This is a genomic window from Chryseobacterium vietnamense (assembly GCF_031454475.1).
Classification (GTDB): domain Bacteria; phylum Bacteroidota; class Bacteroidia; order Flavobacteriales; family Weeksellaceae; genus Chryseobacterium; species Chryseobacterium vietnamense.
Genome location: NZ_JAVDQX010000002.1, coordinates 330863 through 346293, shown reverse-complemented (window position 1 = coordinate 346293; position 15431 = coordinate 330863). Strand labels below are relative to the sequence as shown.

General features: G+C 35.3%; 11 protein-coding genes. 7 read left to right on the top strand and 4 right to left on the bottom strand.

Translation table 11 applies throughout. The features are described 5' to 3' along the window. Window positions 1–3 precede the first annotated feature (3 nt). Window positions 4–2964 carry a SusC/RagA family TonB-linked outer membrane protein gene (locus J2786_RS10880; RefSeq protein ID WP_047435162.1) on the bottom strand — a complete coding sequence of 987 codons (2961 nt, stop codon included), beginning with the start codon at window positions 2962–2964 and terminating at the stop codon, window positions 4–6. Window positions 2965–3597: 633 nt separating this feature from the next. Between J2786_RS10880 and rnhB the strand changes: the two genes are divergently transcribed. After that, window positions 3598–4182, top strand: coding sequence for a ribonuclease HII (gene rnhB, locus J2786_RS10875; RefSeq protein WP_047435165.1), 585 nt, complete (start codon window positions 3598–3600; stop codon window positions 4180–4182). Between the two features lie 129 nt (window positions 4183–4311). Here rnhB and yidC read toward each other — a convergent pair whose 3' ends face one another. Further along, window positions 4312–6111, bottom strand: coding sequence for a membrane protein insertase YidC (yidC, locus tag J2786_RS10870; protein ID WP_047435168.1), 1800 nt, complete (start codon window positions 6109–6111; stop codon window positions 4312–4314). Between the two features lie 178 nt (window positions 6112–6289). Further along, window positions 6290–7897: a CTP synthase gene (pyrG, locus tag J2786_RS10865; RefSeq protein WP_047435171.1), complete on the bottom strand. Its 1608-nt coding sequence runs from the start codon at window positions 7895–7897 to the stop codon at window positions 6290–6292. Window positions 7898–8050: 153 nt separating this feature from the next. Here pyrG and J2786_RS10860 point away from each other — a divergent pair, with 153 nt between their 5' ends. The 6 genes from J2786_RS10860 to J2786_RS10835 all read left to right on the top strand — a co-directional run bounded on the left by J2786_RS10860 (window position 8051) and on the right by J2786_RS10835 (window position 14618). Then, on the top strand, window positions 8051–8653 hold the full coding sequence (locus J2786_RS10860) for a CDP-alcohol phosphatidyltransferase family protein (RefSeq protein ID WP_047435174.1): 603 nt from the start codon (window positions 8051–8053) through the stop codon (window positions 8651–8653). Then, on the top strand, window positions 8643–9443 hold the full coding sequence (locus J2786_RS10855) for a phosphatidate cytidylyltransferase (RefSeq protein ID WP_047435177.1): 801 nt from the start codon (window positions 8643–8645) through the stop codon (window positions 9441–9443). Before J2786_RS10860 ends, J2786_RS10855 begins: the two co-directional genes overlap by 11 nt. Before the next feature lie 7 nt (window positions 9444–9450). Then, a complete protein-coding gene (locus tag J2786_RS10850; RefSeq protein ID WP_310025162.1) occupies window positions 9451–10488 on the top strand; it encodes a patatin-like phospholipase family protein in 1038 nt (345 codons plus the stop codon). A 387-nt stretch (window positions 10489–10875) separates the two neighbouring features. Next, the gene (locus tag J2786_RS10845) at window positions 10876–11631 is read left to right on the top strand and encodes an SDR family NAD(P)-dependent oxidoreductase (RefSeq protein ID WP_047435183.1); all 756 of its coding nucleotides are present in this window, start codon (window positions 10876–10878) and stop codon (window positions 11629–11631) included. Beyond that, window positions 11613–12914 carry a phosphatase PAP2 family protein gene (locus J2786_RS10840; RefSeq protein WP_047435185.1) on the top strand — a complete coding sequence of 434 codons (1302 nt, stop codon included), beginning with the start codon at window positions 11613–11615 and terminating at the stop codon, window positions 12912–12914. The genes J2786_RS10845 and J2786_RS10840 overlap by 19 nt, the downstream gene beginning before the upstream one ends. A gap of 3 nt (window positions 12915–12917) precedes the next feature. Then, the gene (locus J2786_RS10835) at window positions 12918–14618 is read left to right on the top strand and encodes a bifunctional alpha/beta hydrolase/class I SAM-dependent methyltransferase (protein ID WP_047435188.1); all 1701 of its coding nucleotides are present in this window, start codon (window positions 12918–12920) and stop codon (window positions 14616–14618) included. Between the two features lie 113 nt (window positions 14619–14731). Here the strand turns inward: J2786_RS10835 and J2786_RS10830 are convergent, their stop codons facing one another. Continuing rightward, window positions 14732–15301: a YceI family protein gene (locus tag J2786_RS10830; protein ID WP_047435191.1), complete on the bottom strand. Its 570-nt coding sequence runs from the start codon at window positions 15299–15301 to the stop codon at window positions 14732–14734. Window positions 15302–15431: the final 130 nt, after the last annotated feature.

The window sequence follows — 15431 nt, the reverse complement described above, 5'->3', positions numbered from 1 at the left end:
TTTTTAGAATTTTAAAGTTATATCTATTCCAATATCACGAGTCGTTGGAAGTACCCCAATAGACTGTCCTTTTGCAGCTAAACCGTTACCTGTACCTGCTTCCGGATCAGCGTATGGTAAATTCTTGTGGATGATCCATAAGTTTCTACCTACAATAGATATTTTTGCATCTCGAATAGAAGTATTCGCTAAAATAGATTTTGGCAATGAATATCCTATACTAGCTTCTCTTAATTTCACGTAGGAAGCATCATATACAAATCTCTTATTTGGCATCACACCATATCCATCCACACTACCTGCAGAAGTAGGGTCACCTGCAACAGTAGTATTTACATTTCCATTTGGATTAACTCCCGGATTGATTATTCCACTTTCTCTGTAATAAGCAGTCTCTTCATATAATCCGGTTGCAGTACCATAGGCCATATCCGGAGAATATACATCTCCTCCCTGTTTTACATCAATAAGGAAACTTAAAGAGAAATCTTTATAACGGAAACTGTTTCTGATACCTCCTACCCAATCTGGGGTGATATTTCCGATAACCTGGTTATTATTTCTAAGATAATTTCCGCTCACCGGATCAACAATTTTGTTACCATTAGCATCATATTGATAGTCTGATCCTACCAATGCTCCAAAAGCTTGTCCTACACGGGCATTCAGGGAAACTCCATTCTGATAGGTTGCCATTAGATAATTCTGTGAATTACCATTCAATGCAATAACTTTATTTTCGTTTTTAGACCAGTTTACATTCACATCCCAGGTAAAGTTATCCGATTTAAATGGAGTACCATTCAATTGAACTTCGATACCTTTATTATCAATTTGTCCTGCATTTACAAGGAATGTACGATATCCTGTAGCTGAAGATACCGGTAGATTAATGATCTGGTCGATAGTTTTGGTTTTATAAATAGCGATATCAAATCCTAATCTATTTTTGAAGAACTGGGCCTCCATACCAAATTCGGTTTCTTTAGACCTTTGAGGTTTCAAATTAGGGTTCGCCAGGAAGTAAGGCTGATCAAATAATCCTTCTCCTCTTGCTTTAAATGTATTTGCTAATCTGTAGTTAGATGTTGAAGAACCTACCTCTGCATAGTTCCCTCTTACTTTCCAGAAGCTAAGCCATGGTTGCTTTACGAATTCTGATAAAATAAGGGATCCTGTTGCTGAATAATAATCATAGCTATTATTTCCTTTTGGCAAGTTAGACGATTGGTCCACACGATAAGTACCATCTACAAATAAGAAGTTCTTATATCCAAATGATGCTGTTGCATATAAACTGGAAGTAACCCATTTTGCATAATTTTCATCAGGTGGGAGTATAGTTCTTATTGAATTGGAAATTGCAAACAGTCCTGGTTTAGACAAGCCTCCTTCCGTACTCATATAAATATTGTCAATAAGGTTTCGTCTAACGTTACCTCCAAAAATACCACTAACATTTAGGTCAGGAGTAATATCAAATTTATAGTTAGCAAATAAGTCAAAATTCATCTCTGAATTTTTAACATTTGTTCTTGCATACCCAGAGCCCACATTAAGACCTGAAGCACCAAATACCTGTGGCAATGATCCGTTCATTAATCTTTCTTCTACAACCATCTGTAGATCATCATAAGATAATTTCCCGGTAATACCAAAGTTTTTGGAAACGTCATACTTTAATTGTGCATAGCTAAAGATTCTTGTTCTGTCATCTGACTGATAACTCTGATATCTTTGGAAATAAGGGTTATTCCAATATTGAGGAGTTCCATCAGCTGCTGAAGTTCTGTTCCAGCTAAAATTACTGTTGCCATTATTTTGATAGGCATTTCTTAATGCAGCTACATCCACATTGGTTTGCCACCATTGTCTGAAACCAGAAACAATATTATCTGAATAACCTGTTTCATTACGTCCTCTTGTACCTTGTAATGTTAAAGTAGTAAAGACTGAAGCGTGTAGTTTATCTGTAAAGTCATGACTGAATTTTGCAGAAATTGTATTTTTTCTTAGTTCTGAATTTGGCATCAGACCATTGGAAAGCATATTGGAATATGATAAGGAAAGATTTGAAGTTTTATTTCCTTTTTCAATGGTAAGTGTATTAACGTATGTGACTGGTGTTTCAAAGAATTTGATTGGTCCGTTTTTTGCGGCTACCCAAGGTGTTGCTTTACCATAATTAGGGGAAGATGGATCAAAAGAATCCCACTGGTAAACAAGAGAATTAGGATTAAATACAGGACCATAAGATGCATCATCTCCAAAGTTTGCATAATTGTATCCTCCTGGCCCCGGATCTTCGTTCCAGGATTCTCCTCCATATCCAGCTCCATATTTAGTCTGATATTTTGGGAATGTAGATTTATCAATAAAGCCAGCTGTAATTCCAGAATTTAAAGTAACTCCCCAGCTTCCATCATTGCCCCCTCTACCACTCTTGGTAACAATAAGGATAACTCCATCACTACCTCTTTCTCCGTATAACGCAGAAGCAGCTGCTCCTTTTAGTACGTTAATGGATTCAATATCTTCCTGATTGATATCCGACAAGAAATTACCATAATCAAATGGAGCTCCTGTTGTTACAGTAGTATTGTTAACAGGTGATCCGTCAATTACAATAAGTGGAGTTCCTCCATTTAAAGATTTATATCCTCTGATCAAAAGGTTTGCAGATCCGCCAAAGTTGTTATTAGTATTTACCTGTAGTCCGGCTACCTTACCCGAAAGAAGAGATGCGACGTTTCCGGTATTAGTAGTTCCACCAGTTAATTCCGCAGCTTTAACTTCTTCAGAAGCATAACCAAGAGATTTTTTCTCTCTTTTAATCCCGAGTGCGGTTACAACCACTCCCTCAATTTCTTTTGTTTTAATAGTGTCATTCTTTTGCTGGGCGTTAGCGACAGCTATCGAAGAAGACATTACTAGAACAAGAAGACTTGCTGTTAGTTTCTTCATATCAAATTAATTTTTGTGACCTTACAAATTTGTAAAACTTTCTTAATACCACAAAGCAAAATGTGAAAAAATTACAACTTATTCAATAATTTTAAAAAAAGTAAGTCAATAAATTATTAAAATAAGTTAAAAGCAAAACATTTAACAAAAACACAACATTTAAAACTTAGTTTTTTTTAAGAAACAATAACAATCACTTAAATTGATATAATCTATATTATAAATTCAATTATCAATGTAAATAAATTGAATATCAATAAATTAAAAACAAAAAATAGTGAAACAAATAAAAACCGACAGGTAATACTATGCAAAGCATATTTCTATGAATGAAGAAATATTTTCATTTTTCAAGCAAGAATAACTGCAGGAAGGTGATAAAATGAATTAAAATTTCAATATTTAAGTAAGATAAATTTCTCTGCTTCAAAATAACATTGGACCCAAAAATTTAAAGATAAAACGTAAGTTCACTCTTGCCGGTATAAATTCATTTCAGCTTTTAGCTTTCTGTCTTTTCTTTTAACATTCAACATAGTAACATCATTATTTTTTGTCAAAGTATGAGCACAATAAAAACACCCTAAATATCTTCCTTCAAAATTTTATATTTTTGCAGTATAGAAACAATTCATGGAGCTAATAAAAAACTGGTCGAATCTTTATATTGAGGCCGGATGTGATGAAGTAGGAAGAGGATGTTTAAGTGGTCCGGTGGTAGCTGCAGCAGTAATTTTAGATGATGATTTCAAACAAAATCTGGTGAATGATTCCAAAAAATTAACGTTCAAAACACGTATGGAACTGGACAGTTATATCAAAGACAATGTAAAAAATTATGCTATCGCAGAATTACCACCTTCCTTTATTGATGAACATAATATTCTCAATGCGAGTATTCATGCGATGCATCGTGCACTGGATCAATTGACCATAACTCCTGAGCTTATTTTGGTGGATGGAAATAAATTTCATCCGTATAACTACATCCCGCATCAATGCATTATCAAAGGGGACTCCAAGGTTTTATCTATTGCTGCAGCCTCTATTCTTGCCAAAAATTACAGGGACCAACTCATGATTCAACTGCACGAAGAACATCCTGAATATGGTTGGGACACCAATTTTGGCTATGCCACAAAAAAACATCAGGAAGCTCTTATAAAATATGGTCCGACACATCATCACAGGCAATCTTTCAGACTTAAATATGATTGAAAAACACTTATTTTCAATTATTAAATTAGCAGTCGGATAGAAATTTAAAATCTTTGTAAACAAAATTTAAAATAAAAAAAGAGAAGCAATTATCAAATTGCTTCTCTTTTTTAGCTTATAGTTTAAGAATTATTTCTTCTTATTTCTTTGTTGCTCCTGAGTTTTTTGCTGCTCCTGAGCCTTCTCCATCATTTCTCTCATTCTCTTCTGGAATTTACCTTCTGCTTTCGGTTTCTCCTTGTTAGACTGAATCTGAGCGTGAATTTTCTTCTCATCCAGAATCACGTATTTAATAACCAAGATGATAAGGATGTTAATCGCATTGGATACGAAATAATACCATGAAAGACCAGAAGCCGAAGTATTAAGGAAGAATAGGAATGTAACCGGGAAGATGTACATTAACACTTTCATATTTGGCATTCCTTCCTGTTGAGGCTGCTGCATATTTCCTGAAGTCATTACCGTATAGATCAAGATAACTACTGTACAAGCTAAAGCAAAAATACTTAAGTGATCTCCAAGGAAAGGAACTTTAAACGGAAGCTTGATCAAATCATCATACGCCGTTAAGTCTTTTGCAAACCAGAACCCTTGTCCTCTAAGATCAATAAAGTTCGGGAAGAAACGGAACAAGGCATAGAAAATTGGAATCTGAACTAAAGCCGGTAAACATCCCGCCATCTGATTTACTCCAGCCTTTCTGTAAACCTCCATGGTAGCCTGCTGTTTCTTCATTGGATCTGCATCCTTGAACTTAGCATTTACTTCATCAATTTCCGGACGGATTACCTTCATCATTGCACTTAATTTGTGCTGCTTATACATAATTGGTGATAAGATCAACTTTACAATGATCGTCATTACGAAAATTACCCAACCTGCTGATAATCCCCACGCAGCGATAATGCTATATAACCACATGAAGAAATAACGGTTCATGGCCCCAATGAATGACCAGCCTAACGGAAGAATCTCATCAAAGTTTTTATCATAAGATTTAAGCAATGGTAAATCCAATGGCATAAAATACCATGTGAAATCCTGGTTTAACTCACTTCCTGTCATCTGAACAAAACCTTCATAGTTGAATTTCTTCAGATATTCTCCTTCTTCAACATTATCCTGGTTTCCTTTGCTTTGGGTAAATCCGTTTTTAGCTTCGATTACTGAAGAGAAAAACTGCTGCTTTATACCAATCCAGTTAAGGGTTTCCTTTTCCTCTTCCATTGTGGTTCTTCCATCATAATCATAATCTTTATAATTATTGAAAGCATAAGAAAACTCAGAGTGGGACTGCTCCTGAGCTCTACCTTTTTCAAGATTTCTTACGTTATAATCCCAGATGAAATCTGCTTTGTTATCAGAAGTAATTTTAGAAAGTCCCTTAGTTCTTACTTTAAAATCAAGGGTATATTTTGGAAGCAGTGTGTAAATGAATTGAATTACAGCACCATTATAATCTGCAGTTAAGGTTACCGCATTTCCATTAACAGCAGGTGAGAAAACTAAATCTTTAGTATTAACAATCTTCCCTGTTTTATCTTTAAACTGAAAACCGTAGTTTGAGTTATTTTTAGTAATCAGATAAAGTGGCTGATCTGCATTGTCTGTTTTGTGGTTGTAGGCTTTATATTTTAAAAGCTCTACTTTGGAAACCTGTCCTCCTAAGCTTGAAAATTCAAGTTTCAGTTCATTATTTCCAAGACTTGCTGTCTGGATTGCATTAGGAGTTACATTTGGATTGATATTGTTTGCCTGAGTTTGCTTTACGGCATTTTTAGCCTGTTCCGTTTTTTGCTCCTGAGCTTTCAACTCCGCTTCTTTCGTTTGTTTGTTCTGGAAGTAGAACATAAAACCGAAGAGAACAAGGCATAAAACCGCGAAACTAATCATTTGCTTCTTATCGATTCCGTTGTTTTGTTGCATTTTATTTTATATTAAAATTTTAAATTTAAAATGTACGTACTGGTGTACGTAATTTGAGCTGACAAAAATACTGTTTTTTTATCAAAACTCTATGCTTTACGTTGTTACTATATAATAAACTCAAGCTGAGAATAATCAGCCTGAGTTTATGTGTAGACGTTTATGATAAAATTTTACCTTATTTCTTTTCGCAAGCCTTAATGAAAGCTCTGAATAGCGGATGCGGTGTTGCTACCGTACTCTTATATTCCGGGTGATACTGAACCCCTACATAGAACGGGTGATCAGGAAGTTCCAGCGCTTCTACCAGGCCTGTTTCAGGGTTGGTACCTGTAGCAAGGAAGCCATTTTTTTCAAATTCCTGAAGATAATCACTATTGAATTCATAACGGTGACGGTGTCTTTCAGAGATATTTTTGATTCCGTAGATATCGTTTAATTTAGATCCGTTTTTCAAAGAACACTTCCACGCTCCAAGACGCATCGTTCCTCCTTTATCTACTACATTTTTCTGTTCTTCCATCAAAGAAATTACAGGATCAGGAGTAGCAGTATCAAATTCCATAGAGTTCGCTTTGGTATGTCCTAAAACATTTCTTGCAAATTCAATGGTCATAATCTGCATTCCTAAACAGATTCCCAACATTGGAATTTTATTTTCTCTTGCATATTTTGCGGTAAGAACTTTTCCTTCAATTCCTCTGTCTCCGAAACCTGGAGCTACAAGAATACCATTCACACCTTTCAGTGTATCTTTGATATTTTCTTCCGTAATATCTCCACTGTAAACCCATCTTACCTTTACTTCAGTTTCAAGATCGGCCCCGGCATGTTTGAATGCTTCAGCAATAGAAATATAAGAATCCTGAAGGGAAACATATTTTCCTACCAATGCAATTTCAACGGTTTTCTTAGGGTTCTGGAATTTTTTAAGGAAGCTCTTCCAGTCTTTAAGGTCAGCATCTTTATCACTTTTCAGATCCAGTTCTTTCAAAACTACATCATCAAAGTTCTGCTTCTGAAGATACATTGGAACTTCATAAATAGTTTCAAGATCTTTACATTCGATGACATTATCTAAAGGAACGTTACAGAACTGAGCCAGTTTTGCTCTCTGATCTTTAGGAATTTTATGTTCTGTTCTGCACACTAAAACATCTGCCATAATTCCGCTTTCCATCAACTGACGAACGGAATGCTGGGACGGTTTTGTTTTCAGTTCTCCACTTGAAGCCAGGTATGGCAATAGAGTCAGGTGAATCACCATAGAATTGCTCTCTCCCAATTCCCACTTCAACTGACGTACAGTTTCAATGTATGGTAAAGATTCGATATCCCCTACTGTTCCTCCGATCTCAGTAATAATGATATCGTAGTTCTGTTTTGAAAGGATTTTAATTCTACGTTTGATTTCGTTAGTAATATGAGGAATTACCTGAACTGTTTTTCCAAGGAAGTCTCCTTTTCTTTCTTTTTCAATTACAGTCTGGTAGATTTTTCCTGTAGTAACGTTGTTATTTTGGGATGTAGGAGCATCAAGGTAACGCTCGTAGTGGCCTAAATCCAGATCCGTCTCTGCACCATCTTCAGTCACATAACACTCTCCGTGCTCATAAGGATTCAAAGTTCCTGGGTCGATATTGATATAAGGATCTAATTTTTGGATCGTTACATTAAAGCCGCGTGATTTTAGTAGAAGTCCCAGAGAAGCAGAAACGATTCCCTTTCCCAAAGATGAAGTTACACCTCCTGTCACAAAGATGTACTTTGTATTCTTTTTACTCATTAGATTAGGTTTGTGCAAAGTTATGGGAAAAAGAGATACAAAGCAATCTTTTACATTTTGAAAATGATAAAACCCGCTTCAAACAATTATAAAACCTGATAAAATTTTTTATCTATATTTGATGTAAGCAAATGAAACAAAGCTATAACCAACATGATTTCCGTCTATAAACTAAAACCAAAATTCCAGCAGCTCCTCATGCCTGTTCTATTATTTTTGCACAGAAATAATATTACAGCCAATCAGATTACCATCAGTTCTATTCTGTTATCTTTAGTTATTGGAATAATGTTTTGGAATGCGGATATTTCGAAATGGTTCTTCCTAAGTCTTCCTGTCGGGCTGCTTCTGAGAATGGCATTAAATGCTTTGGACGGAATGATGGCCAGAAAATTCAATCAGACCAGTAAACTTGGGGAGGTTTTAAATGAAGTGGGTGATATTGTTTCAGATGTCATTATATTTTTTCCTCTTCTTAAATTTCAGCCTGAGAGTTTATATCTTATCATTGTCTTTATCGTTCTTGGTATTATTAATGAGTTTGCAGGATTAATGGGAAAAAGTGTAGGGAAAGAACGACGTTATGAAGGTCCTATGGGAAAAAGTGACCGTGCTCTGATCCTGGGGTTGTATGGTGTATTAATGCTTTTCGGAGTTAGTATTGCGGGTATTTCCCAATATATTTTTGAAATTATCATTGCTCTGCTCCTGATCAGTACTTATATCCGACTTAAGAAATCTCTGCATGAAGCCTGAAGACAATAAATTTGCAGATGTTCCTTTAAGGGTAAAAACATGGATCTACATCATTATTGTTTTTGCACTGGGAATTTCACATCCTGTTGCCATGACTATTTTTGTTTCTTGGATCAGCTATCAGTGCTTTTTTGAGTTTTCGAGAATGTTTAAAATTTATGCATCGCCTGTTTTCCCTTCACTATTGATAGGTTTTCTACAATTTTTTCTGCTCTACTTTTTCAATATCGAATCTTACTTTCTGTATAGCTTTCTCATATCAATACTTATTTTTTGTCGTTTTATGTTGTCGGGAACACCTAAAAAGCAATTGTACGGAATTTCATTAGCTTTATTAATCTGCTTTTTCGCTTTTCCCCATTTATTGTGGATAAGGGATAAATTTGATGGATTGGCTGCCATTATATTTATTGTCGTTGTGACCGAACTGAACGATGTATTTCAATATCTGATGGGAAAATTTTTCGGAAAACATAAAATAACGCCCCACGTCAGTCCCAACAAAACCCTGGAAGGCCTTATCGGCGGTGTTTTTCTGACCATTATTTTGAGCAATATTTTAGGCTACTTTTTGCTTGAAACAAGTATTCTTAACAACAGTATCCTGGGACTCGTTTTGGGAATTTCAGGATTTTTTGGAGATATTTTTATGTCTTATGTAAAAAGAAAAACATGTGTAAAAGACACAGGAACCCTTCTTCCGGGACATGGTGGTCTTCTTGACAGAATGGACAGTCTCGTTTTTAATGCACCATTATTCTTCTGGCTATTTCCTCTTCTGATAAAATAGTAAAGCAATGAATGAAAAATTAAAAAAAGCAGTTATCTTTTCAGGAGGTGGAACCAGACTGATGATTTATCTCGGGATTTTTGCTGCTCTGGAAGAACTCGATCTCAAACCAGATCTCCTGATTGCTTCCTGTGGCGGTTCATTTGCTGCTACCATCATTAATGCATTTCCCGATCATCTTTCCCGAAAAGAATATTTACAATCAGAAGAATATTTTCACTTTGTTTCAGGTACTGTATTGACCAGTCAAAAAAAACTTTCGAAAATGGGACTTTTCTCGATGAAGAAGATATTGGATAAAAGAAAAGCACCATTCATTGAAGATGTCTTCAACAGATATCTTGTTGAAATGCCTCAGGACTTATCCCAGCGTTTTCCATCTCTTAAAAACGTTCATTTTTCAAAAGAAATTCCTACTATCATTATAGGTTCTGAACTTCTTTTTACCCCAAAAGAATGTGGACAAAAGAGAAATGAAAGAAAATTATATCAAAAAGCAATCTTCACAGATCCTGAAACGGCAAAGAAAATTATCCCGGAACAAATCATCACCAATGCTCAAAGTTTACAAAACAGCGCTGTTGAAGAATCTGTAAAAGTAATCACCAACTTTTCCTTGCTTGAAAGCACCCGGGCTTCGGTTTCCGATATGTTTTATGTAGAACCTGCATTTCTTCATGGAAAATATTTTGCTGGTGGCGCTATAGATCTTGTTCCCGCAGAAATAAGCCGACATCTGGCACAGGAGATTATTACCGAAAAAAAACATTCTTACAATGCTGTTGAAGAAGCACTTGTTCGTTCTGTACTTGGATTCAGTGGAAATGAAAGGCTTGCAGAAACCAACCAACTTTTATCCGGCGTGCAGATTGATACGACGAATATAAAACAGGATCTGGAAGGACATTATCTGAAAAAAGGAATTGACTGGAAAAAATATGAGGTCAGTTTTTCATTCCCGAAAAGTTATCTACAATTCGTAAAAGATATGGAAATACAATGGCAGTATGGATATGATCAAACAATGAAAAGTATTAAAAAGTGATGACAAATCCTCCAACTAAAGACGGGAAGATTCCCCTCCGGAGGAGGGGTGTCAAAAATTCTTTGAATTTTTGACGGGGTGGTTTTTAACACATAGTTTTAAGTTTCGGCTAAAGCCAATGGAAATGTTTTATTTTTATTTAAACGGGCCAAAAGCCCGTTCCTATTGAATATCTTAGTTTTATAAATAATACTAAAACCATTAAGAAAGTTTAAGAAATAAAGTATAGTTGAGATGAATCATCCTGATTTTTAAGCTTAAAGCAAAGCTCATCTTCATATTCTAAACATCTTAAAAAAATCTTAATGTTTCAATCGTTAAAAACATTCACCCTATTTTCACTTTTAAAATCTATTTTTACATAAAATTGAAAACCACAAAACACTCATGAACGTTTTTATTGCAGGCGGAACTTCAGGGATTGGCTACGCATTGGCCAGACATTATCTTGAGAAAGGATATTATGTAGGAGTTTGCGGACGCAACCTGAATAAAATTCCGGAGAACAATTACAAGAATTTAAGAGCCTTCCAAACCGATGTCTGTGATATGAATGCTGTGTTATCCACAATACAGTCTTTTCTTGTGGATAAAAACGAACTTGATATTTTCATTAACTGCGCGGGAAGCTACGCTGAAGATGTAGCAGGAAAAATTTCCTATGAAGAGGCTGAAGAGATGCTCCAAACCAATATTCTGGGAACTATAAACTGTTTCGAGGCAGCCAGAAAGGTAATGAAGAACCAGAAAAAAGGAAATATAGCGGTAATTGCTTCTGTTTCAGGGATATTGGAATATGAAAATTCAAGTCTTTATACAAAAACAAAACGTTCAGTAATACAAATTGCCGATGCGTATTACCGGGCATTGAAACCTTTTGGAATTTCGGTTACTACCATTGCACCAGGATATATTGATACTGAAAAACTAAGACAGCTTAATCAAAATGATTTAGGCAAAAAACCGTTTCTTACTGATGTAGAAACGGCCGTCACTGTGATCTCGGAAGCGATAGAAAAACAGAAAAAGCTTATTATTTTTCCTGTAAAAATGAAGTGGATGATGAAATCACTTTCCCTACTTCCTTCTTCTTTATTAAACATTATCATGTTCAGAAAAGCCAAATGGATGAAAAACGACTGACCCTACTACAAAAACTGTACGCCTTAACGCTTTGTACCATTGTATTTATAATGGTTTATAATTTTGCGGCATGGTATCTTTCAACATTGAATGAAGTCCCGTCATTTGTTTTTGATTTCGAAAAACACATTCCATTTATTCCCTGGAGCATTATTCCTTATATGACAAGCGGCATCTTTTTCTGCACCGTTTTTTTCTTCTGCCAAAATAGAGAAGAGCTTAAGGTTTTAACAAAAAGAATGCTCTTTGCCACTCTTGTTGCAGGAGTTTTCTTTCTCTTATTTCCTTTACAGTTTTCTTTGTCGAAACCTGAGGTCAGCAGTTCTGTGCTGGGGTATTCTTTTCAGTTTTTAAAAATATTTGATTCTCCTTTTAATCAGGCTCCGTCACTACATATTGCCTATGCTTTTATTTTCTGGTCTGTTTTCAGAAATATAAAAAGAGGAAGAACCTTTTTAATGCTGTGGCTTATCCTGCTTGGAATTTCTACCTTAACGACTTATCAGCATCATTTCATCGATATCATCACCGGAGGTATTCTTGCTCATTTAAGTTTTATTATTTTTCCTTACAGAAAAAATGATTTCCTGTACAGAAATTTTCATGTAGCCAATATCTATTTTTTATCGGGATGGATTCTTATTCTAACAGCACTACTCATGAATCAATTTGTTGGAAAAGCATTATTGCTGCTGCTTTGGCCGGGTTTTATGATTCTTCTGATCGGGTATCATTATCAGAAAAACGATATTTTCTTCTTAAAAAATAAAGAAGGAAATATTCCATGGTTTAAAGAGCTTTTCTATGGCCCGTATTTGTTATTATATACTTTTTTTTGGAGGTTTCTTCGGGAAAACCGAACACCTTTGGAAGTAATTCCCAGATTATATATTTCATCCAGGCCTGATCATGAAAGCCTTAAGAACTTTGAGCTTTCCCAAAAAACAATTGTTTACGATCTATCAGCCGAAATGGAAGAACTTACCATTATAAAGAATACAACAGCCTATCATACGATTCCGTTTCTGGACATTGGAATATTGGATATTCATGAAACCCAAAAGTTGGTTTCGGAAATTACCGAAAAACACAAACAACTTCCTCCGGATGGAAAGATTCTGATTCACTGCACCATGGGATTCACCAGAAGTTCAGTAATCGGGATTTTAGTAATCAAAAATATTTTATCTTTACCTCTTACAGAAGCAATAACCATTATGAAAACCCACAATAAGCATGCTGTAATACCTACTTATCTGGAGGATTTTCTGAAAAAATTTTAACCTATGAACAGTGGACATTTTAAAAGTTTTGACAACAGTGAAATTTTTTATCGAGAATGGAATTACCAGCCTCATCAGAAAAGTTTCATCATGATCCACCGCGGACATGAACATTCTGAAAGACTGAATGATATTGCACAATCTACCCGGTTTTCAAAATACAATATCTTCGCATTCGACCTTAGGGGACATGGACATACAAAAACCCAGACCTCATCCGTTTTTATGGATTATGTAAGAGATCTTTATGCTTTTTCTAAATTTATCTGCTCGCAATACAATATAAAAACATCAGATATTTTTATTGTAGCCAACAGTATTGGTGGTGTGATTGCATCTGCGTGGGCCCATGATTTTGCACCTCCCGTCGCAGGAATGGCACTTCTGGCTCCTGCTTTTAAAATCAACCTCATCGTTCCTTTTGCTAATGAAATGATTACTTTAGGAACAAAACTTAAAAAAGGACTGATTATTAAAAGCTACGTGAAATCTAAAATACTGACTCATGATCCTGAACAGCAGCAGGCGTATGACACCGATCCGCTGATCTCAAGATCTATTGATGCCGAACTCCTTATTGATCTTGCAAAAGCCGGAAAACGTCTGGTAGAAGATGCTGATGCCATAGATACTCCAACTTTAATTCTGGCTGCAGAAAAAGATCATGTAGTTTTCAATAAGGAACAAAAAATATTCCATGAAAAACTGGATACGGATTTGAAACACTATGAAGTTCTCCCTGATTTTTTCCATGGTATTTTATTCGATACAGGAAAGGAAAAAGTCTATGATAAAATTGTAGATTTTGCCGACAAATGTTTCAACAGGCCTATTCAACAAGCCTCTCTTTCTGCTGACCGCTTTTCTGTAAAAGAATATCAGGATCTGCAAAATAATGTGGGGAATACCCTGAATTTTAAAATGCAGAAACTGTCTCTGGGAAAAATCGGAAAAATAAGCAATGGAATGGCTATTGGCTTAAAATACGGCTTCGATTCCGGGGCTTCCCTTGACTATGTTTACCAGAATGAGCCGAAAGGAAAATTAGGATTCGGAAAAATGATGGATAAGAATTACCTCAACGCGATTGGCTGGAAGGGAATTCGTATCAGAAAACAGCATCTGTTACAGCTTTTAGAAAAAAACATACAAGCTCTGAAAAAAGAGGGCAGGTCTGTTAAGATACTTGATATTGCTGGCGGAACAGGAAATTATTTGTTTGATATTAAAGAAAAGCATCCTGATGTTGAAATTGTAATCAACGAATTTGTAAAATCTAATATTGAAATAGGAGAAAAGGTTATTAAAGAAAAGAATTATCAGAATATCAGGTTTACAAACTTCGACTGTTTTGATCCACAAACCTATCAGAAATTGAATTTCGAACCTAATATTACTATTGTTTCTGGAATTCTTGAGCTTTTCGGGGATAACGAAATGGCAAGTAAAGCTATTCAGGGTGTAAATTCTGTTTCTGAAGAAAATTCATACATCGTTTATACCGGACAGCCATGGCATCCTCAACTAAAAATGATTGCCTATGTATTAAATAATCATCAGAATAAAGACTGGATCATGAGAAGACGCTCACAGAAGGAACTGGACAGAATGATGGCTTTTAACCATATTCAGAAAGAAAATATGCTGATCGATGACTTTGGAATTTTTACTGTTTCTTCGGGAAAAGTGAATGTTTCAAACTAAAAATAGTTTAGTGCTCCCGCTTATTTTGCTGATAGCAAAGATTTTTTATCAGTTACAAACAAAAAGGGTTTTCATTTTAGTGAAAACCCTTTTTTATATTATACAACCTGCTCTTATTGCTTTACAAGCTCAAAGTAAGCCGTAATTTCAACATCTTTTGCAATACCTGCTCCTGACGGATCGTATTTAATTCCATAATCCAGACGATTCACTGTAAATTTTGTCTGAATTCCCATTACTTCTTTTCCGTCTTTATTCTTGGTGATTCCTCCAAATGTAACCGGAGCAGTGATCTCTTTTTCCACGCCTTTTATTGTCAGTTTCCCTTTTACGATGTAATTGTTATTCTTATCTTTTGTAACAGAAGAACTCTTAAATTCAATAGTAGGATATTTGGCAACATCAAAAAACTCTTCACTGATAAGGTGTCTGTCTCTCATGTCCACTCCGGTATTAATGGAAGGAACACTGATAGAAAAGCTTAAATCGGCATTATCCAGATTAGCACCACCTGTGGCTGCTTTTCCATCAAATTTATCAAACCTTCCCTGTACAAAGCTAATCCCCATGTGCTTGATATTAAAATTGACTGATGAATGCATCTGGTCTACCTGCCACGTTCCCTGTGCAAAAGCAACAATACTTACAAGCGTAAATACGAAAGATAAAAATACTTTTTTCATTGTAATGATATTTTACATTAATATTTTAATTAAAGAAAGCTAAGATAAGAAAGATATTCCTACCGCAAACCTATTAGTTTTTGAATATTAAATTCAATTAGATTCTGAAAAAAAAATGCTTTTTTATAAC